Genomic DNA, 25,938 nt, shown 5'->3' on the forward strand with positions numbered 1-25,938 from the left:
GACCTTGTATGTCAAAGAAGGACACAGAGTTCGAAGACGGTACGATAACCGTAACGTATAGGGAAGACGACGGTGAAGTAGACCGTCGTCGCCTCGCCGGTATCATGGGCGCGGCGACGACAGCGACGATGGTGTTGCTCATAGTAACGCTATCGCTGGGTATGGTTGGTGCCGCAATGGGTGTCGGTCTCGGAGGCTTCGTGGCGAACTTCGACAAGGTCAATACGACCAGCGATGCGTCGATATACCCGGTTCTCGGTGAACAGGCGGCATGTACACAAGCACCCCAGCTTGAGGCTACGCTTGCTGGTACCGCTGAGATAACATCCACCAGTGAAGGGACACCAGCGGTTGAGTTCTTCAAGGACCTACCGCTCCCAAGCAACCTGTGGTACGATGGTGACTTCGCACGGATAACGATCGCCGCGAACGGCTCGGATACGAGTCCGATAGAGGCTGAGAACCTTGACCTCCGCCTATCGGCGCTTGAGGCGAATTCGCTCAACCTCGGTGATGGTAACATAGCCGAGTTCTCCACAGGGAACCTCGGTGACAGTCCTGAGGATTCGTACGAGCGCGCAGATGCGTTGAACGAGTCCTCAAGCATAAACGCGACTGATACTATAGGCTCAGGTTCCTTCGCGGGCGAGACTGAGTTTGGTATCTCCGCCGGTAGCTTCGAGATACTCGGCGGTACCGCGGCGGCGCATCAGGTTGCGTTCGACTCCATCAACCTCCAGGACATCAACCTCGCCGTCCAGATCGTCAACAACACGGACAACGCGGTCGTCAGTCCCAGCACACCTACTGAGAGCGACTGCCACGCTCTCAGTGACTACGCTGAGCTTAATGACCAGCCGTACACCGGCAACCAGACGGATATGACCAGCACCTCCGAGGCTGGCATACAGCTTGACGACGAGACAGCTGTCACCGAGGACGACGGTAAGAGTCCGCGGTCCAACAACAACACGCAGAGCCTACCGTTCAGTCAGCCCTAACGTAGCGTAGCACAGCAGAAAACAACCTCTGACGACCGGTCGCCACGCGACGTGACGTAGCTTTCCGAGGCTGGCTCGGAGGCGGTTTCTTCCGCTTTTAGAGAACAGCGACAGCCACGCCGTAGGCGCTACCTAAGACTTATACGGTATCGAAGCTAATTTTCGGGAGAGCATAGACGTGTCATCCGAAGAGCCGGACAACGTCATCCTGACATACCGAGAGGATGGGAAGATAGACCGACGCAGGCTTTCAGGTGTGCTCGGAGCCGCGACGACGTTCCTCGTTCTGCTTCTCATAATCGCGCTGTCGCTCGGCGCTATCGGCGCGGCGGGGGTCGGAATCGGCGGCTTTGTCGTCGAGTTCAGCGACGTAACCGCACCGAGCGGTACCGTCTACCCGGTTCTCGGCTCTCAGTCCGAATGCGACTCAGCCCCCCAGCTTATGGCGACGCTCGACGGACGTGCTGTGATACAGGACGGCTTCCGTGTCACCAAGGGTATACCCCTTCCCGGAGGTGTCGCCGAAGGCTTCTCCGTGAACGTCGTTAGCGAGGCTGGTAACGGCACCAACATAACCGCGCAGGATCTCGAACTCAGGCTTACCAACCTCCGATCCGACGTCGTCCGGCTCCAGAACGCGACGATCTTCGAACAGAACGTCGAGGGTGAGAACGGCTCGCCCGCGACCGCCGCGGACATGTACGCCGACGCGTCGGATCCCAACTCGACCAACTTTAGCCGCGTCGAGACGGGGTTCGCGATCAACGCGTCGGGCGGCTTCGCGCTCAGTAACGGTCGCGCCGTCGTCTACCAGATAGCCTTCGGTAACGTCGACATCTCCGACATAGGCGTCAACGGCTCCGTCGCAGAGGAAGGCGGTATGACGATGCCGGGTACGCAGGACTGCGACAGCCTCAGAACGATGTCGAACGCGACGCGCAGGTTCACCGACGGCGACGTTACCGAGGCGGTCGGCTACCCCCGCAACACCGGCACGGAGCCGGAGCCACAGGCTCAGCTCGGTATACTCAGCTCGTCGCTCCAGGAGACAAACCGTAGCTTGGAGGTGGGTGACGTGTTCACCTCGTCTCTCAACCTCACCAACACGGGCAACGCGACAGGCTCGTGGACGGTTTCGATGCGCGTCCTTTCGGGCGAGGAAAGGACGGTCAGGACGGAGAACGCGACACTGGAACCCGGTAACACCACACGTATCAACTTCACGTACGAGGTGGCTCCCCCCGACGTTCCGGGCTTCGCAACCCGTTTCACGGCGGAAAGAGCCGGCTCCGACGCGCCTGAAACCGACGAGGGATCGGAGGCAGGGACGGGAGAGGGGGCGAACGCCACCGACGAAGCCGAACCCACCATAGAGGTCATCGACACGTACCCCGACACGGCGCTGGAGGTCGGCGACACGTTCTCCGTAGACCTCAACGTGACAAATGTCGGAAACGCGACGGGCGACTGGCGCGTCTACATGAACGTCACCGACGATGGGGGCGAGAACTCGACGGTCGCCTCCCGAAACGTCACGGTCGAAGCCGGCGAGAGCGTCGGTGTCTCCTTCGACTACGAGGCGACGCCGTCCGACGTACCGACGGTCGACGCCACCCTCGGCGTCGACGGGTTAGACTAACGTGCGATTTACATGGGTAAGTTTTATAAACACGTACGTCGATAAACGGCATACGCAGGAAACTCATTCACCGGCTGAAACACGTTCACCGTATGGGGCACCGGTGAACGGAGAAGATAGACATGTTTGACGACGATGAACTCGAACAGATCAGGGAGGAGCAGGAGGACTGGCAGGGACACGTAGACAGGCAGACTGTCAAGAGGTCGAGGACGTCGAGAAGGCTTTTCCTCAGCTCCATCGGAAGCTCGGTCGTCGGTGTGGTTCTCCTTGTGATTCTCGTCTCCTCAGGCTTGATGAGCACTGTGGCGCTCAGCGTTGCGGGGGTCGGGGGGTTCACAGCCGAGATAGGACAGCTAAACGGCTCCGACATAGCGATCTATCCCGCACTCGGTCCTACGGCGGCGTGTAGTAGTACCGAGGGTGGCAGTAAACTTGACTTTCAGGAAGGTCGTAGTAGCGCGGGTAGCTCCGCTACATCTCTGCCCCAGCTACGCGGTGAGGTCGGTAACGCGGAGATACCGAGCAACCAGAACCTCGTCTTCGTGAAGGACATGGCGATTCCGAACCTGAACTTTACGAACAACGTGGACACGTTCAGGATAAAGATAAACCAGTCGGCACCGAGTAGCACCCCTATTAGCCTCGGTGATGCGGAGCTTTACCTAACCGGTCTCGAAGCTGGCGACCTCGTTATAAAGAACGCCGTAATTCAGGAGTTCTATACCGACCAGAGCAGTAACCCTAGGTTCTACAACCCCGACAGTAGCCCCGGTGACAGCGTTATAGACGATAACGCGGAACCCGGCGAGTTCAGCATAGAGGGTGAAGGTGACGGCGGTGCGGACGCGAGTATAATCAACGCCACTGCGCGCGCACACTTCATCGCGTTCGATGAGCTTACACTACCCAACGTACAGCTCTCCCTGAAGTACTTCGACAGGAGTAATCCGCCAGCCAGCGTCGGTATAACGCCGAGGGTCGCGGACAACAGCCAGTGCCCGCACGGTAACAACCCGTAGTACAGGCACCGTAACAACTCTTTTGTACCAACGCAACTATAACAAACTAAGATGGCATCATCAGCAGTAATAGCGATCGGGAAGCCGATACTCAAGACGTACCGGAGGTACGCGGCGTACAAGGCTAAGTTCGACGACTGGCGCGCGGTTCGTCCGTTCTGGGGCGGCGTCCTTCTGATGCTCTCGGGTTTGCTCCTCGGATACATACCGTTCTACACGCTCGACAACTTCGCGTTCACGGGCGGAACGGGTGAACTGATCGGTCTCATCGGTCTCGTCTTCGCGTTCTTCACCTTCCTGAGCGGCGTCGCGTCTATCACGCATCCCCAGATATCGACGCTCGCGGGTATGACCGGCATCGTGATGGCGATACTGTCGATCGTCGGCGGCACTTTCGGCGGAATGGGCGTCGGAACCTTCGTCGGAATGGTCGGCGGTTCGCTCTGCGTCGCGTGGATACAGGAGGAGGAGACGGTCGAACTCGACCCCGACGCAGAGGAACAGGGTGTCGAGGAGCTAAGGAAGAAGGCACAGCAGTACGAGCAGATGGTTAACGAGGGTGAGATAGACTCCGATGACGACGTTGAGGTGGATGATCTGACCTTGGACGAAGAGGGCGATGCGCACGTCGAGGCGGAGGCTGATGCCGAGGAAGCCGAAGAAGTCGGCGCGGACGAAAACCTCAGCGCTGAAGAGGCTGAGGCGGAGACGGAGACAGCCGGCGGGGTCGAAGACCTGACTGAGGACGGTGACGAGGAACCGAAGCAGACGGAGACGGACAACGAGGGTACGACAGAGACGGAAGAAAAGAACGGATAGACGGGTTTAGACGCCGTCCTCCGCCGTCTCCAACAGGCTCTCGAACGTCTCTTTCTCAGGCACACCGTCAACCTCAATACCGACCGACTCCGCGGTTCGGCGTGTCGGTTCGCCTATGGCGTAGACACCGACACCGTCGAGCGCCGTAACCCCGACGCCCGTCTCTTCGAGGGCGTCGACGAGATACTCGACGGTCAACGATGACGTGAAAAGAACGGCGTCGACGGTTCCGTCTTCGAGGGCGCGCGCCGTCTCCTCCCCGCCGCCTTCGGGACGACGCAACCCGTACAGAACCGTCTCGTGGACGTACGCGCCGGCGTCGAAAAGACCGTCGATGAGTTCGTCGCTTCCGTGGTCGCTACGCGCTACCTCGACGCGCGCGCCGTCGACGCGCCCGGTTAACTCCTCAACGAGACCCGTGCTCGTGTACGCGTCGGGGACGACGTCGACCTCTACGTCTGCTTCACGTAACGCCTCCGCCGTCTTAGGACCGATCGCGCAGACGGTGGCGTCGGAGCCGCGTATGTCGTCGGCGGCTATTTCTACGCCCGTGACGCTCGTCAGAACAACGAACCCCGCGTCCGTACGGGGTGTCGCACCCGTCGGGACTGTTTCGAGAAGAGGGTCGCTCAAAGGCACGAGTCCGCGTTGGCGCGCCCTGGTCTTCGCTCTCTCCGCGCGTGCGTCGTCGGGTCTGAAGAAGGCGACACGCGGCGTGTCGTCCTCGTCGCTCACGCCGAAGCCTCCTTCAGGAGTTCGTCAGCGCCGCGATCCACCATCTCACCCGCCATCTCACGCGCGCCTTCGAGGTACGACTCCGCGGGGTAACGGCGTTCGAGGCTTACCGACTCGTCGCCGCCTCCGGAAAGAACGTCACCGCGTATACGTATACGGTCGCCCTCGATACGTGCGTGGACGCCGATAGGCGCTATACATCCGCCTCCGACGCGTGAGAGAACCGTACGTTCGGCGGTGGCGACGACGCGCGTCTTTTTGTGATCCGCCTCGGCGAGACGGTCGAAGGCGTCCGTACCGTCGACGGCGACGACAGCCACGGTGCCCTGATTCGCGCTCGGTACGAAGCCGTCGAGAGGTAGACGGCTGTACGCGACGTCGAGACCAAGCTGTTCGAGACCCGCTTCGGAAAGAACCGCGGCGTCGTAGTCGCCTTCCACAACCTTCTCGACACGCGTGTCGACGTTTCCGCGCAGACGGTCGACGTTCAGGTCTCCGCGTTCGCGTAGTAACTGCGCGCGTCTGCGTCGACTCGACGTACCTACCCTCGAACCTTCGTCGAGTTCGTCGAGTTCGTCGCCGTCCGTGGTTACCAGAACATCGTGTTCGGGGGCGCGTTCGAGAACCGCGGCGACCTCCAGACCGTTGGGGCGCTCCGTCGGCATGTCCTTCATAGAATGGACAGCACCGTCGAGTTCGCCGTCGACCACACGTAGGTCGAGTTCGCGCACGAAAGCGCCCTGCGTACCGAGTTCGGCTATGTCACCCTCGAAGGCGTCGCCGCTCGTCTCCACGACGACCGTCTCAACGTCGGTGTCGTACGGTAGTGCTTCTTCCACACGCCGTGTCTGTTCGAGGGCGAGGTCGCTTCCGCGTGTTCCGAGCTTCACGCCCCACGGTACGCCGGCGTGTCACATAGGAGCCACGGTTGTCGCCGCTGACTTTATTACCTCGCCGTACCAAACCACCTCAATGAGCGACACCCAAGACGTCTCGGAGCACGCGGCATCTATCGCCGAGGAGGTGGACGCCGATACCGACGAGGTTGAGGAACGCCTCAGGAACCTGCTGGAGTACAGCGTCCCTCTCGAAGAGGCGGAACGTACCGTGCGTCGCAGGTACGGCTCCGAGGGTGCGGAGCCGGAAGACGCCGAGACAGCCGACCTCGGCGATCTCTCGACCGACGACACGCGTGTATCCGCCGAAGCCGTCGTCGTCTCCGCCGGCGCGCGGTCGATACGTGTCGACGGCGAGGACACGGTCATTACGGAGGGCGAACTCTCCGACGAGACGGGCGTCATCTCCTACACGGCGTGGGACGAACTCTCCGTCGAAGCCGGCGACACCGTACGTGTCGAGGGTGAGGTACGTGAGTGGGACGGTGAGCCACAGGTAAACATCGACTCCGACGCCGACGTCATCCACGCGGACGCTGACATCGAACCCGAACGCGAACCGTACGGTGTACGGTCGGTTGCAGAGCTCAAAGCCGGCGACCGGGCGGTGACGGTTGAGGTCGGCGTCGTCGATTCGGAGGAGAAGGAGATAAACGGACGTGACGGCGAGACGACCATAACCTCAGGGACGTTCGGCGATCCGTCGGGACGTCTACCTTTCACCGACTGGGAGAACAGGAGCCTCGACGAAGGCGGGTCGGTACGTGTCGAGAACGCGTACGTCAACGAGTACCGCGGTATACCGCAGGTGAACATGGGCGGGTACACGACGGTCGAAACGTCCGAGGATATCGATGTCTCACATACACCGCCCGAAACCGATATCGCCGAGGCTGTCGAGAAGGGCGGTGACTTCGATGTCGTCGTACGCGGAAACGCACTGACCGTCAAGGAAGGGTCGGGCATCGTGGAAAGATGCCCCGACTGCGGACGCGTCGTACAGAAAGGGCAGTGCCGTGTCCACGGCGACGTTGACGCCGAGTCGGACATGCGCACAAAGGCGGTACTCGACGACGGCACGGGAGCGGTCACTCTCGTCGTCGGACGTGAGCTTACGGAGGAGCTGTACGGCGGAAGCCTTGAGGATGCACGTGAGGAGGCGCGCGACGCGATGGACAAGACGGTCGTCACCGAAAGTATCGCCGACAACACCGTCGGACGGCGGTGGCGCGTACGCGGAAACGTCAGCGTCGGCGACTACGGAGCCAACATGAACGTCTCTGAGATGGAGGAAGCGGACGATGATCCCGCCGACACAGCACGGGAGGTTCTCGATGAGTTCTGAGACCGACGCCGAGACGGCGGACGTATCGCGCGAGGTCGCTTGGCGCGTCTTCGCGCGCGAGTACAACGGCTCCGACTACGCGTTCAAGCAGGGCGACGACGAACGCGCGCCCAACTACGTGGCGACGCCGACGGGCGCAAAGATAAACCGCCTTTTCGTCGTAGGCGTACTCACGGAGATAGAACGCGTCGGCGACGGCGACCTGCTCCGCGCGCGCGTCTCCGACCCGACGGGAGCGTTCGTCGTCTACGCCGGACAGTACCAGCCCGACGCAGTCTCGTTCCTCGCCGACGCCGAGACGCCTTCATTCGTCGCCGTCGTGGGCAAGGCGCGGACATACGAACCCGACGACTCCGACGATGTCTACACCAGCATACGTCCTGAGGGGATCAACGTCGTCGACTCCGAGACGCGCGACAGATGGAACGTAGAGACGGCGAACGAGACACTGAAACGAGTCGAAGCCTTCCGCGACTACCTCCGTACGGGCGTGACGCCTGAGACGCGTCCACCGCTCCACGAACTCGGCGACGTTACCGACCGTTATGGTACCGACGGGTCGTACCTGAACGAACTCGAACGCGAGGCGCGCGACGTTCTGACAGAGGTTGCGGGCGTCGAAACGACCGCGGGCGTCGGCGCAGGCGGCGATGGAACGTCATCCGCCGAAGAAGCCGCCGCAGAAACCACCGAGACACGGACGGAGACGCCCGGAGGGGCGGGAGGGACGGACGAGACCGAAGGTTCCGGGTCCGAGACGGTCGACGCGCCGAACGGAACCGACGACGGTACGGACGGAACCGCCGAAACAGACGAGACACAGACGCCGGACGAAACACAGACGACCGATACCGACGACTTCGACGATATAGAACAGGAGGACGTCGGCGAATGGGACTGGGACGAAGGACAGCGCGAGGAGGTCGCCGACGAGTTCGGTTCCGGCTTCGAAAGCGGTGCGGAGATAGCCGACGAGGAAGAGGGCGAGACCTCCGAGGAGGACGAAACTGAAGACGTTACGAGCGGGGACGAAGCCGACTCAGCCGAGACGGTCGTTATGGGTATAATCGAGGACGAGAACGGAGAGGAGGGAGCCGAGAGGTCGACGATCATAGAGATGGCTGAGCAAAACGGGGTAGACGAGGAGGTCGCCGAAGCCACTCTTGAAGACCTCCTTCTCGAAGGAATGTGCTATCCCACCGACGGCGACCGCATAAAGCCGCTTTAAGTACAGAGACGACACAGGTAACGTACGTCGAGACTCCCCTGATAGCCGTCCGTCTCGACGTGGTAGTCCTTCTCACCCACCCTGAGATGCCACCGACCGCATGCGCTACATTTCTTGGGCTTCAGCCTGTCTGCGAGCGACGGCGAGACGTGTAGAACGAAGCTACGTTCAACCGACTCCCTCTCGGCGTTCATAGAGACGGCTTCGGCGGTCTCGAACATCTCCACGATCTCGTTTATACTACCGTCGTGCCCGTCGTCGTCCTCAATATCCCGTCCGCAGAGAGGGCAGGCTCCGTCTATGAGTTCCTCCTCGTATATCTTCTCTCCACAGCCCGGACAGTCCATACACAGTTAGTACCGGCGCTAACCGTATATAGCTTACGCGGCACACTACCGTCAGTATTATGCGACGGCAACGCCGACGGAACCGTATGTCCAAGACCGTGGAGATAGGCTCTACGCTCGGTGTCGTGGCGGTCTTCGTCGCCCTCCTCGCAGTCGTAGGCTCCGTGGGCTTCGAAAAGGCTGGAACAGTCGGGGCTATACTCGTCTTTATACTCCTATCGGGGGTGGCGGGCTACATCATCGCCGACGAGACCTACTCCTGACCGTCTTCGTCGCCGCCCTCCTCGTCGTCTTCCCCGCCGTCCCCTTCTTCGTCGTCGAGCGCCTCTAACCTCTTGCGGTAGTATCCGAGGGGATGGCTGATGGTTTCACAGAGTTCGTCCTTGTTCCTACAGTCACCGTACGTTACCATCGTCGAACACGACGGACAGGTGTACTCGGTGGGTCCCGTGTCGCCGCGTATATGGTCGGTCTGGTAACGCGTCACCTCCTCGCCGAAGCCGGGGTTGACCTCGTACGTCTCTATTATCTCGTCTGTCTCCATACCGATGTTCGTAAGGAACGAAGTGATAGCGAAACGCGAGTGGTGTTCGAGATGCTCGCCCTCACGTATCTCTGCGAGTAACGTCTTCATGCACGGCGGGAACTCCGTCTCCTCGACACGGTCTATCTCCGTCGTTATATCCGCGTCCGCAACGACCTCGCGTACGTTCTCAACGGCGGGAGCTACAGCATCGCGCGCCTCCTCAGGGACGAACAGCGGCAGACCGTCGGCGACGCGCTCACGGACGGCTTCGCGCGAAAGTTCGAGAACGTCGTCGCGCGTCACGCGTACCCAGCCGTCGGTGACCTCCCTGTTTACGAGCTTCCACTCCTCGTCCGACATCCCCGAAGCGAGTTCGAGGAAGTCGCCGACCTCCATACTTACACCGTCGTCCTCCCTCCTTACCTCAAGACCGAACTCGTCGACCACGTCGTTAAAGACGGCGCGTCTACCGTCTCCACCCGCTGTCTTTGCGTCGCGTTTGTCCGAACGCCGGCGTTTCTCCTCCTCGCTCAGGTCGTCCCTAAACCTGTCGCGCGCCGTCACCGACTCCGCCCACGCGTAACGCCGTGTCACGGGATGTTCGTCGACGATACTTACGACCGCGCGGGCTACGGGGTACGAGAAAAGCTCGACGTGCGCAGGCACACCGTCGGGTATCCCTACGTCCCCGGTGGTTCCCTCACGTAACGCCATCGTGACACGTTCCTCGGCGCGCCCCAGAACCTCGTCGTCTACGACATCCACGAGCTGGTCGGCGCGTTCCGCCACCTCCTCGCGCGCCGGTTCGAAGAACGGGTAACGTGCGAGGAGCGTTGAGACCATCTACTCGTTCTCGATACGCGGTGCGAGCAGGTAGGTGACGTGTGCGTCGCCGCCCGCGAGTTCGAAGTTCATCTTTACGGGGTAGTCGTCGCCGACCTCGACCGCCACCGCGGCGTCGTTGGGTATCGCCTTCGCCATAGAGTCGAGGTAGTCGAGCGAGAAAAGCGACTCCGCTTCTTCCCCGCCCGTGTCGAGCGAGATGAGGTCGTCCTCGCCGAGATCGACACGTACGTCGTCGGTGTCGCCCTCGGCGCGCATGTAGAACGTGCCGTCGTCGGAGACATCCGTCGACCCGGTCGACGCGCCATCCGAGCTTTGCTCGGAGACACCGAAAGCCATATGATCGCTTACCATCCCTGCCGCCTTCACACCGCGTCTCAGCTCGCGCCCCGCGACATCTATATCTCCGGGTAGGTCGAGGTCGGGGACGTTCGGTTCCTGATGTATGGAGTCGGGGTCTATGAGCGAAAGCGTGTAACGCAGACCGTCTATACGGATGGTGAGCTTACGCGTCTCCTCGTCGAGTTCCATGACGATCGTGTCGCCCTTGTTCGCCATGCCGACGATATCCTCGAAACGGACGAGGTTGAGACCGAGAAGTTCGTCGTCCGCCTCGTACGACTCAAACGATTCGGCGGGTATATCGAGTTCGACCATGCCGACGTTAGCGGGGTCGACAGCCTTTATCGAGAGACCTTCTTCGTCTAAACGTACCTTGCATTCGTCGACGAGGACGCTCACCGTATCAACGGATGATTTCAACAGCCCGGCGTTGATTTCGGAGCGGAACATACGTTTTCGTCGCCCGCGCGCGTATTAGTCTTTTCCACTGCGGTCTTTTCCACTGCAGGCTTTTCCACCCCGGTCTTCCGCCCCGATCTTCTCTACCTCCGCCTTTCCTCCCCGGTCTTCTCTACCTCCGCCCCTCCACTCCGGTCTTCTTTACCCCCCACTTCCTCCTCGGTCTTCTCCACTTCCGCCCTTCCTCTCCGATTCCCGGTTCTTCCACCCCTGTCCTTCCACAGCCATCCGCTACGGTTTTGTCGTCCCCGCCCGTACCGCCGGCGTGTACGTCGTCGTAAACGCCGGTATGAGCGCCGACGGTAAGCTCTCGGACAGAACGCGTTCGCAGGTAGCCCTGTCGTGCGAAGACGACTTCGAACGCGTCGACCGTCTGCGCGCCGAGACCGACGCGATACTCGTCGGTGTGGGTACGGTACTCGCCGACGACCCGTCTTTGACCGTCAAGGACGACCGTCTCCGCGCCGAGGAGGGAAACCCCGTCCGTGTCGTTCTCGACTCGTCGGCGCGCACGCCCGTCGACGCGTCGGTACTCGACGGTGAGGCGGAGACGGTCGTCGCCGTTACGGACGAAACGTCCGGCGACAGCCTCGACGCACCCCGCGAACGTACGACGGTGGTCGAACTGCCGGGTGACGACGGACGTGTAGACCTACACGCCTTGCTCGACGAACTCTCACGCCGCGGCGTCGAACACCTCATGGTCGAAGGCGGCGGCGAGACGATCGCGTCGTTCCTCAGCGCCGGAGTCGTCGACGAGGTACGCGTCTACGTCGCGCCCGTCTTCGTCGGCGGACGCGAATCACCGACGCTCGTCGACGGCGAAGGCTTCGTTGAGTACGTCGAGGCAACTGTTAACGAGGTCAAGCCCCTTGGCGAAGGCGTCGTCCTGCGTTATATTATAGAATGACGATGAGGGGTAGTAGGAGCGCCCCCATACAGTTGACGCGCCTGACGCGGCTGTAGTTCGGCATGAGACCCACGACGGTTGAGGCTACGAGTATAGGTAGACCGACGAAGCCCGAGAAGACGAACGTGACACCGACGAGTAGGACGATGACACCGGCGCTCAGGACGCGGTAGTTGAAACGCCGTACGACGCCGAAGGCGTACCTTCCGAGCGTTACGGTGAGCAAGAAGGATGCTACGGAGACGACGGCTACGGCGACAAGGTACACACCGACCGTCCCTGCGTTCAGCGAGAGTTCGAGACGGTCGAGCGCCACCATCACACCGCTACGCGGAAAGCCGATGAAGTACAGCGCGAGGAGTGCGAAGACGGCGTTCGACGAGTCGACGCCTGAGACGGCGACGATGAACTCACGCATCGATTCGGGCTCCGTCTCCGAGTCGGGGAGGAGGCTCTGTACGAAGCCGGTTGCGACGGCGGGCGAGACACCCGGAAGCCAGCCTACGATGCTTCCCGCGACGCCGCCGCCGACGGCGTGAACCGCGACAGAACGCCGCGACAACGCCACGCCGTCGCCGTCCTGTTCGGGTATCTCGGCGTTCTCGGACGCGCTCGCCACAAGTATAGGCACGCCGAAGAGACCGACGAAGAGCGGCGTTAGCAGAGAAGGCTCCCCGACGACCGCCTCCGCGCCGGGGCTATGCGTCAGGACGTAGTATCCGAGGAGTCCTGAGGCACCGAGGACGACGACAGCCTTTGCGCGCACGGCGATCGCACCGCGTCCTCCCGCGCGTCCGCTCCGACCGACCTCGCCGCCGCGTTCCGTCGCAACGAGGAAGACGACCGTCGCGGCGAGTATGTACGGCATGTAGCCCGAAACGACGGGGTAGGCGCGTGACATCACCAGAGCGACCGGAACCGCGACACCGAAGCCGAAGACGACCGCGAGCATGCTACCCGCGGCGGAAAGGACTACAGCCTCACGTCCGTCGCCGTCGAGTACCATACGGTGACCGGGGAGGGCGACGAGAGCCATCGACTCGTCGGGGACGCCGATCACGACGCTCGGTATTATATCGAGGAAGGTGTGCGTTACCGATGCGGTGACGAGAGCGACGCCGAGTGCCGCGGGCGAGGCGAAGCCGACACCGGGCGCAACCGCGGCTAAGAGAAGAGCGAGGTTGTTGACATGGAGACCCGGCGTCAGACCGCTCACGCATCCGATCCCGAAGCCGACGGCGCAGAGAGCGGCGGCAACGGCGATATCCATCCGTTCGCGTCTGCCGCGCCCGCACGTATACGTCTGACGTTACCGAATCCGTCGTCACCTACCTCTCTTCGCTGTCGAGAACGCGTATATGATCGCCCCGAACCGTGACAGGAATCGGGACTGTCGACTCGTGGAGTTCGACCGTCACCTCCTCGCTCGACTCGTCTATACGTTTTATGCGCGCCTTCTCGCCCTTGAAAGGACCGCTGATGATCTCGACGACGTCGCCCTCGTTGACGCCCGATACCGACGGCTTGGGCGTCAGGAAATGTTCGACCTCCTGCATGCTCGTCTGTCCTTCCACCATCGAATGCGCGTGCGGTATACGGTCTATGGCGCGATCCACGGCGTTTTCGTCCTCCGCCTCGACGAGTACGTACGCCGTAACGTCGCTCGGTACGAGAGCGGACAGCACACCGGGGTTGTCGCGGTCGGCGAGCATGTCCGCGACCGTCGTTTCTTGGCTCGCCGTCGTCTTGACTGCGTAGATACCCATCTTACGGAGGTAGGGGTCGCATTCCTATGTATATCAGGAAGCCCACGATACCCACCAGAAGCACGCCCGCGCCGGCTATCATAGCCACCTGTTTGAACTCGTCCCATGTCGGCGTACGGGCGAGCTTAAGCACCCGGAGGTAGTCGTTTACGTTTAGACTGAAGTACTTTCCCATCGGAGAGGCGTACTCGACGCCGGAACTTTAGTGTTACCCTACTACTCTACGTAGTCGATACCGCTCGTGGAACCGTCGGCGGAGACATCCGTCGCCGCGGTTCCCGTATCCGTCTCCGTCTTCTCCGTCTCGCTCTTCCTCGTAACCTCGTCGCCGTATATCTGCGGGCTTTCGACACCCGTGACGACTATCATCGTACGCATAGAGCCTTCGAGTTCCTCGTCCACCGACGTGCCCCAGATGATACGCGCGTCGGAGTCGATACGGTCGTAGATATCGTCTACGACGCCCTCGGCTTCCTCGATCGTCATGTCGTTGCCGCCCGTTACGTTTACGAGCGCAGACGAAGCGCCGTCTATGTTGACGTCGAGGAGGGGGGAGCGGAGAGCCTTCTGTACGCTCTCCTCAGCCTTGTTCTCCGTGTCGCTCTCGCCGAGACCTATCATAGCGACCCCGCCGCTCTCCATCACCGTACGTACGTCTGCGAAGTCGAGGTTGACGAGACCCGGCTTGGTGATGAGTTCGGTGATCCCCTTTACGGAGCGCATGAGAACCTCGTCGGCTACACGGAAGGCGCGTTTGACCGGGAGACCGCCGACCGACTCTATGAGACGGTCGTTGGGTACGACGATGACGGTGTCTGCGACGTCGCGGAGGCGTTCGAGACCCGCCTCTGCGTTGTTACGCCGTACCTCGCCCTCGGCGGTGAAAGGCGTCGTGACGATGGCGATCGTGAGCGCGCCCTCGTCCTGTGCCGCCTGCGCGACGACAGGGGCGCTTCCCGTTCCGGTGCCGCCGCCAAGACCCGCTGTGACGAAGACCATGTCAGAGCCTTCTATCTGCGAATGTATCGCGTTCTGCGACTCTATCGCCGCCTCCTCGCCGACCTGCGGTACCGAACCCGCGCCGCGTCCGCCCGTCTTCTCCTCGCCTATCAGTATCTTCTCGTCCGCCTCTATATCGACGAGGTGCTGAACGTCGGTGTTTGTGGCGACCGTACGCGCGCCCTCGATACCCTCCTTGAACATACGGTTGATCGTGTTACAGCCACCGCCTCCGCACCCGACGACGGTTATGGTCGTCTTGAGGTCGTCGAGAACCTCGCGTAGCTCCTCGTCGCTCGTCCGTGCTTCGACATCGCCCGACGGCTCACTCCCGCCCGTCTCCTTCCTCGCCGTCGGTTCGTCGTCTGTCTTTTCGAACGAGGGTTCTGTCTCCGTCTCCTTCGTCGTCTCTTCCGTCGCGCTGTCGGTAGACGAAACCTTCCTCTCGTCGGTCGTCTCACCGCCTGTCTCTACCTCCCTATCCCTCCCTGTGTCCTTTTCAGCCTCCTCAAGCGCGTCTTGAACAATTTTGTCCATAGTACTGAGTCTGTGAACCCAATAACGAAACCGCGCATATAACGTTACGTCAGACACGCGGATGACGCGGTTACTTCCCGTAGACGAAGACGCGGCGCTCCGTCCCGTGCACCTCGTCGGGCGTCACCACGCCGTCGTCCGTCTCGACCGTCTCGCCCGACGAAAGTCTGCCGAAGTCGGGTCCTTCTTCGACGCCGAGTTCGCGTGCTTTTCGGGCGTCGAACACCTCGCGCTTGACGGCGACGGCTTGGTCGTCGACCGTGACCTCGTGTTCGTCGCTTAGGATGTCGCCGACCGTTTCAGCGAGTTCACGCGCACCGTCCTTCGGAACAGCGACACGTATAACCTTCCCGTTCTCCTCGACGTAGCCGACGGCGTTTCTTTCGAGCGCCTCGTCCGTCGCCCCGCTGTCGACGTTACGCGCCTCACGTACGAGTTCAGCGTCGAAGACGGTCGCCGCAGTCGCCCCCTCCGCGGCGCGGCGCGTTAGACGCGCCTCTCCCGCATCGGCGTCGAGAACCTCCTCTACAGCCTCGACTGTTTCCTCCGGCACGCCCGCGCGCTCGCGGAGGCTCGTTTCGGAGACGACGGGAAGACTGTAACCCTCCTCGACAGCCTCGCCGTCGAGTACCAGTGCGTCGGCGTCGGAGGATTCGTACGTTTCCCTCAGAAGTTCGTCGTCGACGGGCAGGTCGTACCCCGCGGCTATATGCCCGACACCGGCGTCGGTTTCGAGCGCGATACGTGTGAAACGCGGCGCGTAATGACCGCCCCCGATGCCTACGACGGTCGTACGTGGTTCGTCGCGTTCGTCGAGCGAGAGCACACCGTGCGCGACCGTCCGCGCCGCGTCCTCGCTCTCCCATTCGTCGGGTTCGCTTCCCACCTCCGCGAAGACGGACGGTACGTCGAGTTCCGAGGGTCCATGGTGCGTCACCTCCATCGATACGTCGAAGCCTTCGGGGGCTTCCTCGTCGAAGAAGCCCAGTAGATGCTTCGTCGCTCCGGGCGCTGGCGATGCGAGACTCCCCGGTTCGCCGCCGTACTCCGCGCCGCCGAAGTTACCCGTATGGTGTGCCGTCAGCAGACGACCCGTGTCGCCCGAATGGCGCGAGACGAAGACTATGAGCGAGACGTCGAACGCGTCGCGCAGTTCGTCGTCCAAGCCGTCGTAGTAGAGATGCAGACCCTCCTTCTCGACCATCACGAAGCCGTAGTGCGACCATTCGCGCTCCCACGAACCGTGTGGCTCGTGTCGCCGCCAGTCCGCGGCGTCGAGCAACGCGTCACGTATACTGAGCGACGCCTCGTCCTCGCGCGAGACGACGACGGCTATCATACGTTCTCGTCGGTTTCGAGCGCCTCAACGACGCGATCCGCGAGTTCGTCCGACAGTATCAGGTCGGCGTTCCCGCGTACGAACCCCGGAACCTCGTCGGAGACGAAGAGCACACGCGCGTCGGGGTTCATCTCCTTCGCAACCACGACCTGTGTCGGATAGCCTCCGCCGATGACGACGGCGTCGGCGTCCTCGACACCCGCTTCGCGTAACGCGTCCGCGCCAAAGGCGTCTGTGCTCGAAACCTCGTGTTCCTCGTCGCGGAGAGCGTCGACCGAATCCGTGTCGATGCCTACTGTCACTACTTTCATTCGACGCAGAAACGTGCCTTTCGTGTATGTCTTTTCGGTTTCGACTGCTCCGCGGTTTCCGTAGCCCAAACTTTCTAATAGCCTTCTGTCTTCACAGATCTTACCGCTACCTCACGTACAGTGGCGGCGGAGACGTGAAAACCGAATACCTCGATCCCGTTGAGGAGTAACCCGTAGTAGTTGGCTTAGAAACTACATATCAGCGGAAGTAGTCGTCAACGGTTGCCATCGCGTAGAAAACTATTGGGACAAAAACGAGGAGCGCAACCGCTTTTGGATATTCAATTGCGAGAGGAGGGATGGAAAGGAGTAACTGAACCATATCAAACGGTAGGGCAAAATGAACCAGAACAATAGCACCAATAAGAGCGACGCCAAAGACTGCAACATTCCGTTTTAATTGGTTCCTCGCGGATTGTTGCCTATCGGGCATACCGAACTAAATTGACTGAGATTATTAAAAAATTGCGGTCAAGAGAAAAACAAGACATAGGCGTTTGCGCAACTCGCAAAATAAACATCGAACGCGGATGAGGCGGGAGGCTTCGCGGGCTTCCGCGATAGTGCGACCAAGACGAACTCGCTCGTCGACAGGCTCGAAGATCTGACGCTCCCCGACGTGGACGCGACACGCGACGGACTCGAACGGTACATCGACGTGAAGGAACGCGCCGACGAACTCGATGAGAAGATAGGGAAGACCGACGACCTAATCGACGAGATAGTCTACGACCTGTACGGGCTTACGGACGAGGAGATCGAGATAGTCGAAGAAGCCGTCGAAGGCTGAACCGCGAGCGACGGAGGAGCGAGCGGGTGGTTTTTGGTTCAGCTTTTTGCGAGTCGGGTGAGCGAAGCGAACCCGATGAAGTAAAAAGGTGGGTGTACAACCTGTACGGGCTAACCGACGAGGAAACCGAGATAGTCAAAGAAGCCGTCGGCGACTAAGTACACCACAAAACGTGAGCCTCAGATCCTACCGAGTAGACGCTCTACGTCACCGGCGTCGAAGGCGTCCCTGTCTTCGAGGTACCCCTCCACCTCTTCCTCGCCCGACAGACCGCGTACTGTCTCTATAACCTCGCCCGCCCTTCTGTCGTACTTGGCTACGGGATACCTGTCGTACCCGTGGTCGGTAACTTCGAGAAAGTAGAAGATGTTGTAGGACTCGGGTTCGTCGGCAAAGACACAGTAGCCTCTCATCACGTCACCCGCACGGAACTGTGACACGTTCTCGACCCCTTTGTACGGCTTTTCCACGTACCTCCCCGGCGTCTTGCTTCGCAGAGCATCCCGAAGACGCGACAGAAACTGACGCTGAAGCTCCGTCTTCTTACTCAGGTCGTTGAACAGCGATCCCTTAGCCTTCTTATGGAAGACGGCGACGTTCTTGTCCGACGTCAGGGTATGTTCCCGCGTCATCCAAGCTCTTCGAGAACATCGTCCACGGACATAGTGTCGGACTCATCAAAGCCGTCCTCTTCCTCAAACATCTCCGCCGATCCTACACGTACCCCGGCAGAGTCGGATGTTAGACCGTGTTCATCGGCTTCCTGTTCGAGCCTCGAAACCTCCTTACCGTAACCGGCTCTGATCCGCTTAAGGTCATCCTCTATGCTGTTTAGTAACCGGTCTTGGTTCTCCCCCGGAGACAGGTCAACCGTGTCCCTCGATATGAGAAGCGCGACGTACTTCCAGACACCTCCGTAGAAGTAGTCTACAACGTTCCGTATAAAACGTTGCTGGGCTTCGTCCAGCCCTTTCATCTCAGAGGCTGTTACTATCACTTCCATCAGGAGGTTCCCGTACCTTCTCACAGCCTCCTCAGACTCGTCCAGCTTGGGGTTCGAAGCAACCTCGTGAAGAACACGAGGGAGTCTCCTGTTCAACAGGGTGATAACTTCCTCGTGCTCGTCGTGCCACGAGGCGTCTTCCTTTACTTCGTCGAGAACCTTTTGGAGTTCGGCACCCGCTATGTACAGATCCCGGTACTCATCCGGCGCGTCTTCAAAGTAGAACCCGGTGAGGTACTCCTTCGTCTCCGTCTGCATTATACCCTCGAACTCTTCGAGATCGTCCCTAAAGAAGTAGTAGTACTCCTCGGGACTCAGGAAATCGGAGGAACGCCGTATTCTCGGCTGGTTGGTGGCAGGTGTTTCACCCTTTGACCGCGGCGATATGTTCACGTTCCGGTTAGCTACGTTGACGGGAGCGGGACCGTACTTGTACCATCCGTACGTTATCGGAATCCCGTACTCCTGTATGGCGAAATAGGCTAACTTGTTGAACTTGATATCGTCGACATCGTCCTCCTCGTATCCCATGTCAGACATGGCGATCTCTATCCCTTCGCGTATATCTTCCAGAGCATCATCCTCTTCGCCTAACGTAACCATGGCTAAGACGTGTACGAAATCCAGCTAATTATTCTTTCTGTTAGATGACGGATAGGCACCCGACTGTGATGAACACAACCCGCAAAGAGTACGGGACAGACGGACGGTAACGACCTCCCAAAACCGCCCTGAACCCTTCCGTGGACACCGCCGGTTCGTGGGTTCCCGACAGCCTGACGCTTGACATCCTCCCCCGCCTAAAGTCGGGTGAATCCCACGTTGGGAATTTAAGGTTTCCAACCGACACAACCTTATCAGGTGTTTCCACCGTTCGCGGTTATATCGGTTCGTGGCAGTGCCAAACAGCCGTTACTCCTACCTTCCGTAAGAAGATTCGGAGTCATCTTTTTCACCGTGCTTGATGGGAGTTTTACAGTACACCTTTCAGGATGCACCTTCACAACCTCTTTCGGATACTGTCTCGTTGCTTCGAGCGGACAAGCCGCCTCCGTAGGTCAGTTAACCTAACTACAACTAAATTCCTGATTATATTAACACTAACGGTTAGTTGAATCGTTCGACGGATTCATAACCCGTTCAGAAATCGAAGGTTTCTGAGTAAGCAAATCCCTGATTTGCATACACCTAAAGGCGGGTGTATTCTCCTGTACTATCTATAACCCCCTACCGTCTCAGATCGCCGTACATCCGGATGCGGAGAGGTACACGCGAGAACGGTATACAGCTAAAGGAACGCGCCGACGAACCCGACGAGAAGATAGACCGCAGACGGAATTCAGAACTTCAGAACCGACCCAAGCCCCTCCTTGCTGACCGTCTCCCCTTCGGACAAGTCTTCGATTCCGGAAAGGACATCCTCCGGAAGCTTGTCGTCCTCGACTTCGGACTCGCGGTAGGACTCAGACATCTTACCTCAGATAGGGTTCACTCACAGATAACAGTTTGGCTTGTCGGAGAGCTACCGGAAGCCGTCGACGGCTGAACCGCGAGCGACGCAGGAGCGAGCGTTCGTTTTTGATCCAGATTTTTGCGAGGAGAGGTGAGCGAGCGCCGCGAGCGAACCCGACGAAGTAAAAAGGTGGGCTTACTCGTACTCTATCGTCGCGGGCGGCTTATGCGTCACGTCGTACGCGACACGCGCGACGTTCGGTAACGTCCCCGTAATCTTCGACTGTATACGCTGAAGCGTCTCCCAGTCGAGGTCTATCGCCTGCGCCGTCATACCGTCGCGCGACTCGACGGCGCGCACCACCACAATCCATCCGTGTACGCGTTCGTCGCCCTTGACACCGGTTCCCTGACCGACCACGGCGGCGAGCGCCTGCCAAGGCTCGTACCCCTCAACCTCGTCCTCGACGACGGCGTTCGCCTCGCGTGCGACCTTTAGCTTCTCCTCCGTCACCTCACCGACCACACGTATAGCGAGTCCCGGACCCGGATACGGCATACGTTCGCTTATCGCAGGAGGCAGGTCGAGTTCGCGCGCGACCTCACGCACCTCGTCCTTGTACAGTTCGCGCACCGGCTCCACGATACCGTCGAACTCTATGACATCGGGGAGACCTCCGACGTTGTGGTGCGACTTGATGTTACCCTCCGACTCGACGCGGTCGGGGTAGATAGTCCCCTGTACGATATGGTCGGCGTCAACGTCGCGCGCCACCTCCTCGAAGACACGTATGAACTCCTCGCCGACGGCGCGGCGTTTCTCCTCAGGGTCGACGACGCCTTCGAGTGAGCCGAGGAAACGGTCGCGTGCGTCGACGACGCGGAACGAGTCCATGTAGTCGAACGTCTCGCGTACCGTCTCCGTCTCGCCCTTGCGCATAAGTCCGGTGTCGACGTAGACGGGCGTGATCCTGTCGCCGACCGCCTCGTACGCGAGCGTCGCGCAGACAGACGAGTCGACACCGCCCGAAAGCGCCATTATCGCCTTGCCGTCACCTATCTCGTCGTCTATCTCCTCTACAGCCTCGTCTATGAACCTCTTCGCGTCGACCATCTACGCCACCTCCTCGACGTTGACGGCTTCTTCCTCCCTCTCGACCGCCGCGCCCACGAGTCCCACAAACGGAGGCGACGGCTTTCCGGGACGCGACCTGAACTCAGGATGGAACTGGGTGCCGACGAAGAACGGATGGTCGGGTAGTTCGAGTATCTCCATACGTGTACCCGACGCAGACCTTCCTGAAAACACCATCCCTTCGTCTTCGAGGCTCTCTATGTAGTCGGGGTTGACCTCGAAACGGTGGCGGTGGCGCTCTACGACGGACTCCGCGCTGTACAGTTCGCGCGCAACGGTTCCGTCGTCTATAACCGTCTCCTTGTCGCCGAGACGCATCGTACCGCCGAGGTTCTCTATGTCGTACTGTTCGGGCAGAAGGTCGATGACTGGATGCTGTGTCCCTTCGTCTATCTCCGACGAATGCGCGCCTTCGAGACCCGCGACGTTACGCGCGTACTCGATGACAGCCATCTGAAAGCCGAAACACAGACCGAGGAAGGGCACGCCGTTCTCGCGCGCGTAACGCACCGCGTCTAGCTTACCTTCCGTACCGCGCTCTCCGAACCCACCGGGTACGACGAGCGCGTCGGCGGATTCGAGACGCGCAAAGTCGTTCTCGTCCATACGGTCGGTCTCGACCCAGTTCGTCTCGACCTCGACGTTGTGACGTAGACCCGCGTGCTTCAGCGCCTCGTAGACCGAAAGGTAGGCGTCCTCGAAGTCGTACTTGCCTGCGAGGGCGACCTCGACAGTACCCTCCTGTTCCTGCGTCACCACGTCGCGCCACCCCGTGTCGTCCGCGCGACGTTCGACGCCGAGTTTGTCCATCGCGTACGTGTCGAGACCCTCGTCTTCGAGAAACAGGGGTACGTGGTAGATGTCGTCTACATCGGGTGCGGAGATAACGGCGTCTTCGGGGACATCGCAGAAGAGCGATATCTTCTCGCGCGTCTCGTCCTCAAGCGCTTCGTCCGAACGTCCGACAACTATATCCGGATGAAGACCTATCTCACGTAGCTCCTTCACGCTGTGCTGTGTCGGCTTCGTCTTCTGCTCTCCGTTGTTCGTAACGGGTACGAGCGTGACGTGTATCAGAAGGAAGTCTTCGTCGTCCTGTTCGTTACCCATCTGCCTCACGGCTTCGAGGAAAGGCATCCCCTCGATGTCGCCCACCGTACCGCCGAGTTCGACGAGACAGACGTCGTGTCCCTCACCGCAGTCACGTATACGTTGCTTGATCTCGCGCGTCACGTGTGGTATTATCTGGACGGTCTTACCGAGGTAGTCTCCCGACCGCTCGCGCTCTATAACGCTCCTGTAGACCTTACCCGTCGTGACGTTGTGCTTCGACGTCATCTCCGTGTCGAGGTACCTCTCGTAGTTTCCGAGGTCGAGGTCGACCTCAGCGCCGTCCTTTAGGACGTAGACCTCGCCGTGTTCGTACGGGTTCATCGTACCCGCGTCGACGTTGAGGTACGGGTCTATCTTGACCGCCGTCACGTCCAACCCCGCGTTCTTGAGCAGACGACCGAGCGATGCCGCCGTGATACCCTTACCGAGTCCGGACATTACGCCGCCCGTGACGAAGACGAACCTAGGAGAGTTCTTTGGCATACTACCTCTAAACGAAGCCGTCTCAAATCCCTTGCGGTGTGAGGTAGTTTTTTGTTTCGAGAGCGCCTAACCCTTTTCAGATGTCGGGTAACACGAAGACCCTTGCCGACCCCGTATCGGTTCTCGACTCTCTTGGGGACGAGTACAGCGCACGTATACTGTCGGCGCTCACCGACGAGGAGATGAGCGCCAAGAGGATAAGCGAAGAACTCGGTATCCCTATAGCCACGGTCTACAGACGTATAGAAGACCTCGACGAGGCGGGGCTTATAGAGTTCGAGGGCAAGGCGTTGACGCAGGACGACAAACGCGTCAAGGTCTACCGCTCGTACGTCGACGAACTACGTATACAGTTCGAACCCGACGAGCCACAGGTCGAGATGAAACGGTATTCGGAGGCGCAGAGAAGCATAGACGAAGCATGGAAGAGGATAAAGAGATGACTGACACAGACGACGACAGAATAAAGACGGGTATCGACGGACTCGACTCCATACTCAACGGCGGTCTACGTAGGAACTCGACGGTTCTCGTAAGCGGTAACCCCGGCACCGGGAAGAGCATACTCGGTGCGCAGTACCTCGATCACGGCGTCCGCGAGCACGGGGAGGGCGGCGTCTACCTTACGTTCGAGGAGACACAGGAGGACGTTATAGAGGCGGCGGAGTCGATAGGTATGGAGGAGTGGAGGGAGCATGTCGAAAACGACGACATAATCGTCTACGACAAGATGGATCTGCTTGAGGAAACCGACTTCTCACAGTCGTTGGTGCGTATACTCGACGACATCGACTCCGACTCTTACAGCCGTCTCGTTATGGACTCGCTCACCATGTTCCAGATGTTCTTCGAGAGCGAACAGGAGAAACGCACCTACCTACTGAAGCTAATCGACATACTCAAACACAACGGGTTCACGTCCCTCCTCGTACAGGAGTCTCAGGAGACGTTCCCCGACCGCGACATAGGTCTTGAAGAGTTCCTGACCGACGGCAACATCTACCTCGCACAGACACCGACCAAGTCTGGCACGAACCGTTACATATGGGTTGCGAAGATGCGTAAGCAGGAGATAAACACCCATGTCTTCCCCATGGAGATAGGCGACGGGGGTGTACGCATCCACGACAACGCCGCGGAGTTCTCGTACATGAGCGGCGAGGATGTCGATATGGGGAACGAACCCGGCGGCGGAAGGGGGGGTCTGTAGGCTCACAGCCGTCGATATAAGCGGGAGGCACGAGCGCGACGGACGTTACCTCATGGTCTGTGCCGCCGTCGGTGTCGAGACGAAGGCTGACGCCGTCGATGCTGTCGGTGCGATGGAGTTCGACGTTCTCGATACCGAACGCGAACCACGTTTCGAGGTCGTCGTCGACACCGTCTCGCGCGCCGTCTCACGTCTCGACTCCGACGCCACCGTCGTCGCCGAGAAGGGCGAGTTCTACAACAAGCCCGACTGGATCGTCGAGGGCGCTCTCGGAACAGGGTTCAAGTACGTGGAAACCATAGGAGAACGTAAGGCAGTAGGGGTTGCACACCACGCGGCGTACGCCGTACGCAACCTGCTGTTGAGACACGACATATGAGAAACGATACCGCCGTACTCGTCAAACGTGTTGATTCGGGCGAGGACGCGTCGCTCGACGAGATACGTGACCTCGCGCGCGCCGCAGGGTACGACATCGTCGGCGAGGTGACGCAGTCGCGCCAACAGGACTCGGCGTACGAGATAGGGCGCGGAAAGGTCGGGGAACTCCGCGCGCTCGTCGAACGCGTCGACGCCTCGAAGGTTGTATTCGACAACGAACTCGGACCGTATCAGGTCTACAACCTCGGAAACGAGATAGGCGTCGAGGTCGACGACCGTTTCACGCTCATACTCGAAATCTTCGGCGACCGTGCAGGTAGCCGTAAGGCTCAGCTACAGGTCGAACTCGCCGAGCTAAAGTACGAACTCCCGCGCGCCGACGCAAAGGCGAACCTCGCAAACCGCGACGAACGCCCCGGCTTCATGGGTCTGGGTGAGTACGACGAGAAGAGGAAGAGCGACATGGAGGATCGTATCTCACGTATACGCGACGAACTCGGCTCGTTGAGCGAACGTGACGAGGCGTGGCGGCGCGAGCGTCGGCGCTCCGGCTTCGAACTCGTCGCTCTCGCGGGCTACACGAACGCGGGTAAGTCTACGCTCATGCGGTCGCTCGCCGACGTTGACGAAGCCTCCAACCATCCCGACATAGACGACACAGCCGAGTCGCGTAACGAGCTTTTCACGACTCTCGGTACGACGACACGTCGGATGGACGTACCGGGACGGAACGTCCTTCTGAGCGACACCGTCGGCTTCATATCCGACCTTCCGCACTGGCTCGTACAGAGCTTCGAGTCGACGCTTGACGAGGTGTACCTCGCCGACCTCGTACTCCTCGTCGTCGACGCCTCCGACCCCGTTGAGGAGATGCGTGAGAAGCTCGTTACGTGCCACGATACGCTCTGGGAACGCGTCGAAGCGCCCGTGGTGACAGTCCTAAACAAGGCGGATCTTCTCGACGAAGACGAACTCGCCAAACGTGTCGAGGCTGTCAGGTACCTCGCACCCGACCCTGTCGTCGTGAGCGCCGTCGAGGGCGACAGCCTCGACGAACTTGTGGGACGCGTAAAGGACGAGCTACCCGACTGGGAACGCGAGACGGTCGAGCTACCGATGTCGGACGACGGTATGAGCACAGTCTCGTGGCTCTACGACACCGCCGAGGTTCTCGACGTTGAGTACGGCGAACGTATACGCGTTGAGTTCAAGGCGCGTGACGAGATAATCGCAAAGGCGCGTAACCGTTCTCCGCTCGAAACCGAGACGGTCGCCGCGCGGTGAGACGCGCGCGGATAACGAAAGCC

Annotated in this window: 30 protein-coding genes and 1 pseudogene; 15 read left to right on the plus strand and 16 right to left on the minus strand. The window is 60.2% G+C overall.

Going from position 1 to position 25,938, the window contains the following annotated elements:
* Positions 1 to 8 precede the first annotated feature (8 nt).
* The 4 genes from EGH25_RS03805 (at position 9) to EGH25_RS03820 (ending at position 4,481) form a co-directional block, all read left to right on the plus strand.
* Positions 9 to 1,001, plus strand: a complete 993-nt coding sequence (locus tag EGH25_RS03805) for a hypothetical protein (protein ID WP_266086321.1) — start codon at positions 9 to 11, stop codon at positions 999 to 1,001.
* A 178-nt stretch (positions 1,002 to 1,179) separates the two neighbouring features.
* Positions 1,180 to 2,640 carry a COG1361 family protein gene (locus EGH25_RS03810; RefSeq protein ID WP_266086322.1) on the plus strand — a complete coding sequence of 487 codons (1,461 nt, stop codon included), beginning with the start codon at positions 1,180 to 1,182 and terminating at the stop codon, positions 2,638 to 2,640.
* Positions 2,641 to 2,762: 122 nt separating this feature from the next.
* A complete protein-coding gene (locus tag EGH25_RS03815) occupies positions 2,763 to 3,662 on the plus strand; it encodes a hypothetical protein (protein WP_266086323.1) in 900 nt (299 codons plus the stop codon).
* Between the two features lie 51 nt (positions 3,663 to 3,713).
* On the plus strand, positions 3,714 to 4,481 hold the full coding sequence (locus EGH25_RS03820) for a DUF6114 domain-containing protein (protein WP_266086324.1): 768 nt from the start codon (positions 3,714 to 3,716) through the stop codon (positions 4,479 to 4,481).
* A gap of 6 nt (positions 4,482 to 4,487) precedes the next feature.
* On the opposite strand, the gene EGH25_RS03825 is transcribed toward EGH25_RS03820, so the two are convergent.
* Positions 4,488 to 5,216: a uroporphyrinogen-III synthase gene (locus tag EGH25_RS03825; RefSeq protein WP_266086325.1), complete on the minus strand. Its 729-nt coding sequence runs from the start codon at positions 5,214 to 5,216 to the stop codon at positions 4,488 to 4,490.
* A complete protein-coding gene (gene hemC / locus EGH25_RS03830; protein WP_266086326.1) occupies positions 5,213 to 6,106 on the minus strand; it encodes a hydroxymethylbilane synthase in 894 nt (297 codons plus the stop codon). Before hemC ends, EGH25_RS03825 begins: the two co-directional genes overlap by 4 nt.
* 82 nt (positions 6,107 to 6,188) lie before the next feature.
* Here hemC and EGH25_RS03835 point away from each other — a divergent pair, with 82 nt between their 5' ends.
* Together EGH25_RS03835 and EGH25_RS03840 are read left to right on the plus strand one after the other, a co-directional pair.
* Entirely contained in the window at positions 6,189 to 7,457 is a 1,269-nt protein-coding gene (locus EGH25_RS03835; RefSeq protein ID WP_266086327.1) for a Single-stranded DNA binding protein, read from the plus strand.
* Positions 7,447 to 8,685: an RPA family protein gene (locus EGH25_RS03840; protein WP_266086328.1), complete on the plus strand. Its 1,239-nt coding sequence runs from the start codon at positions 7,447 to 7,449 to the stop codon at positions 8,683 to 8,685. The genes EGH25_RS03835 and EGH25_RS03840 overlap by 11 nt, the downstream gene beginning before the upstream one ends.
* Here EGH25_RS03840 and EGH25_RS03845 read toward each other — a convergent pair.
* Positions 8,682 to 9,032 carry a hypothetical protein gene (locus EGH25_RS03845; RefSeq protein ID WP_266086329.1) on the minus strand — a complete coding sequence of 117 codons (351 nt, stop codon included), beginning with the start codon at positions 9,030 to 9,032 and terminating at the stop codon, positions 8,682 to 8,684. The two genes, EGH25_RS03840 and EGH25_RS03845, sit on opposite strands and share 4 nt — an antisense overlap.
* A gap of 86 nt (positions 9,033 to 9,118) precedes the next feature.
* On the opposite strand from EGH25_RS03845, the gene EGH25_RS03850 reads away from it, so the two are divergent.
* Entirely contained in the window at positions 9,119 to 9,295 is a 177-nt protein-coding gene (locus EGH25_RS03850) for a hypothetical protein (protein ID WP_266086330.1), read from the plus strand.
* On the opposite strand, the gene EGH25_RS03855 is transcribed toward EGH25_RS03850, so the two are convergent.
* Together EGH25_RS03855 and EGH25_RS03860 are read right to left on the minus strand one after the other, a co-directional pair.
* Positions 9,286 to 10,401 (minus strand): DNA primase large subunit PriL, encoded by a 1,116-nt coding sequence (locus tag EGH25_RS03855; RefSeq protein WP_266086331.1) that lies wholly within the window; start codon positions 10,399 to 10,401, stop codon positions 9,286 to 9,288. The genes EGH25_RS03850 and EGH25_RS03855 overlap by 10 nt on opposite strands.
* Complete coding sequence (locus tag EGH25_RS03860; RefSeq protein WP_266086332.1) at positions 10,402 to 11,193, minus strand: DNA polymerase sliding clamp; 792 nt, start codon at positions 11,191 to 11,193, stop codon at positions 10,402 to 10,404.
* Positions 11,194 to 11,467: 274 nt separating this feature from the next.
* Between EGH25_RS03860 and EGH25_RS03865 the strand changes: the two genes are divergently transcribed.
* A complete protein-coding gene (locus EGH25_RS03865) occupies positions 11,468 to 12,112 on the plus strand; it encodes a 2,5-diamino-6-(ribosylamino)-4(3H)-pyrimidinone 5'-phosphate reductase (RefSeq protein ID WP_266086333.1) in 645 nt (214 codons plus the stop codon).
* Here the strand turns inward: EGH25_RS03865 and EGH25_RS03870 are convergent.
* The 7 genes from EGH25_RS03870 to EGH25_RS03900 all read right to left on the minus strand — a co-directional run bounded on the left by EGH25_RS03870 (position 12,102) and on the right by EGH25_RS03900 (position 17,497).
* Complete coding sequence (locus EGH25_RS03870) at positions 12,102 to 13,382, minus strand: tripartite tricarboxylate transporter permease (RefSeq protein WP_266086334.1); 1,281 nt, start codon at positions 13,380 to 13,382, stop codon at positions 12,102 to 12,104. The genes EGH25_RS03865 and EGH25_RS03870 overlap by 11 nt on opposite strands.
* A gap of 58 nt (positions 13,383 to 13,440) precedes the next feature.
* Positions 13,441 to 13,878 carry a transcription elongation factor Spt5 gene (locus EGH25_RS03875; RefSeq protein ID WP_266086335.1) on the minus strand — a complete coding sequence of 146 codons (438 nt, stop codon included), beginning with the start codon at positions 13,876 to 13,878 and terminating at the stop codon, positions 13,441 to 13,443.
* A gap of 1 nt (position 13,879) precedes the next feature.
* Positions 13,880 to 14,053 (minus strand): protein translocase SEC61 complex subunit gamma, encoded by a 174-nt coding sequence (locus EGH25_RS03880; protein WP_266086336.1) that lies wholly within the window; start codon positions 14,051 to 14,053, stop codon positions 13,880 to 13,882.
* Positions 14,054 to 14,094: 41 nt separating this feature from the next.
* Positions 14,095 to 15,414: a cell division protein FtsZ gene (gene ftsZ, locus EGH25_RS03885; protein ID WP_266086337.1), complete on the minus strand. Its 1,320-nt coding sequence runs from the start codon at positions 15,412 to 15,414 to the stop codon at positions 14,095 to 14,097.
* A 70-nt stretch (positions 15,415 to 15,484) separates the two neighbouring features.
* Positions 15,485 to 16,753, minus strand: a complete 1,269-nt coding sequence (locus tag EGH25_RS03890; protein ID WP_266086338.1) for a D-aminoacyl-tRNA deacylase — start codon at positions 16,751 to 16,753, stop codon at positions 15,485 to 15,487.
* A complete protein-coding gene (locus EGH25_RS03895; protein ID WP_266086339.1) occupies positions 16,750 to 17,133 on the minus strand; it encodes a DUF7126 family protein in 384 nt (127 codons plus the stop codon). Before EGH25_RS03895 ends, EGH25_RS03890 begins: the two co-directional genes overlap by 4 nt.
* A gap of 130 nt (positions 17,134 to 17,263) precedes the next feature.
* Positions 17,264 to 17,497, minus strand: coding sequence for a hypothetical protein (locus EGH25_RS03900; protein WP_266086340.1), 234 nt, complete (start codon positions 17,495 to 17,497; stop codon positions 17,264 to 17,266).
* A gap of 96 nt (positions 17,498 to 17,593) precedes the next feature.
* On the opposite strand from EGH25_RS03900, the pseudogene EGH25_RS03905 reads away from it, so the two are divergent.
* Positions 17,594 to 17,854, plus strand: a pseudogene (locus tag EGH25_RS03905) (restriction endonuclease); the annotation flags it as partial.
* Between the two features lie 26 nt (positions 17,855 to 17,880).
* Positions 17,881 to 18,012, plus strand: coding sequence for a hypothetical protein (locus EGH25_RS03910; protein ID WP_266086342.1), 132 nt, complete (start codon positions 17,881 to 17,883; stop codon positions 18,010 to 18,012).
* A 21-nt stretch (positions 18,013 to 18,033) separates the two neighbouring features.
* Here the strand turns inward: EGH25_RS03910 and EGH25_RS03915 are convergent, their stop codons facing one another.
* Both EGH25_RS03915 and EGH25_RS03920 read right to left on the minus strand, forming a co-directional pair.
* The gene (locus tag EGH25_RS03915) at positions 18,034 to 18,486 is read right to left on the minus strand and encodes a hypothetical protein (protein ID WP_266086343.1); all 453 of its coding nucleotides are present in this window, start codon (positions 18,484 to 18,486) and stop codon (positions 18,034 to 18,036) included.
* The gene (locus tag EGH25_RS03920; protein WP_266086344.1) at positions 18,483 to 19,460 is read right to left on the minus strand and encodes a DUF8098 family protein; all 978 of its coding nucleotides are present in this window, start codon (positions 19,458 to 19,460) and stop codon (positions 18,483 to 18,485) included. Before EGH25_RS03920 ends, EGH25_RS03915 begins: the two co-directional genes overlap by 4 nt.
* A gap of 652 nt (positions 19,461 to 20,112) precedes the next feature.
* On the opposite strand from EGH25_RS03920, the gene EGH25_RS03925 reads away from it, so the two are divergent.
* Positions 20,113 to 20,403 (plus strand): hypothetical protein, encoded by a 291-nt coding sequence (locus EGH25_RS03925; RefSeq protein WP_266086345.1) that lies wholly within the window; start codon positions 20,113 to 20,115, stop codon positions 20,401 to 20,403.
* 102 nt (positions 20,404 to 20,505) lie between these two features.
* On the opposite strand, the gene guaA is transcribed toward EGH25_RS03925, so the two are convergent.
* On the minus strand, positions 20,506 to 21,423 hold the full coding sequence (gene guaA, locus EGH25_RS03930; RefSeq protein WP_266086346.1) for a glutamine-hydrolyzing GMP synthase: 918 nt from the start codon (positions 21,421 to 21,423) through the stop codon (positions 20,506 to 20,508).
* Complete coding sequence (locus tag EGH25_RS03935; RefSeq protein WP_266086347.1) at positions 21,424 to 23,040, minus strand: CTP synthase; 1,617 nt, start codon at positions 23,038 to 23,040, stop codon at positions 21,424 to 21,426. It lies immediately after the preceding gene.
* 80 nt (positions 23,041 to 23,120) lie between these two features.
* Between EGH25_RS03935 and EGH25_RS03940 the strand changes: the two genes are divergently transcribed.
* The 4 genes from EGH25_RS03940 to hflX are packed head-to-tail and all read left to right on the plus strand — an operon-like array spanning position 23,121 to position 25,915.
* Positions 23,121 to 23,483 carry an ArsR/SmtB family transcription factor gene (locus EGH25_RS03940; RefSeq protein WP_266086348.1) on the plus strand — a complete coding sequence of 121 codons (363 nt, stop codon included), beginning with the start codon at positions 23,121 to 23,123 and terminating at the stop codon, positions 23,481 to 23,483.
* Positions 23,480 to 24,250: an RAD55 family ATPase gene (locus EGH25_RS03945; protein ID WP_266086349.1), complete on the plus strand. Its 771-nt coding sequence runs from the start codon at positions 23,480 to 23,482 to the stop codon at positions 24,248 to 24,250. The genes EGH25_RS03940 and EGH25_RS03945 overlap by 4 nt, the downstream gene beginning before the upstream one ends.
* Positions 24,204 to 24,629, plus strand: coding sequence for a DUF2209 family protein (locus tag EGH25_RS03950; RefSeq protein WP_266086350.1), 426 nt, complete (start codon positions 24,204 to 24,206; stop codon positions 24,627 to 24,629). Before EGH25_RS03945 ends, EGH25_RS03950 begins: the two co-directional genes overlap by 47 nt.
* Positions 24,626 to 25,915, plus strand: coding sequence for a GTPase HflX (gene hflX, locus EGH25_RS03955; RefSeq protein ID WP_266086351.1), 1,290 nt, complete (start codon positions 24,626 to 24,628; stop codon positions 25,913 to 25,915). Before EGH25_RS03950 ends, hflX begins: the two co-directional genes overlap by 4 nt.
* Positions 25,916 to 25,938: the final 23 nt, after the last annotated feature.

The sequence above is a fragment of the Halorutilus salinus genome (genome assembly GCF_026242195.1).
Lineage (GTDB): Archaea > Halobacteriota > Halobacteria > Halobacteriales > Halorutilaceae > Halorutilus > Halorutilus salinus.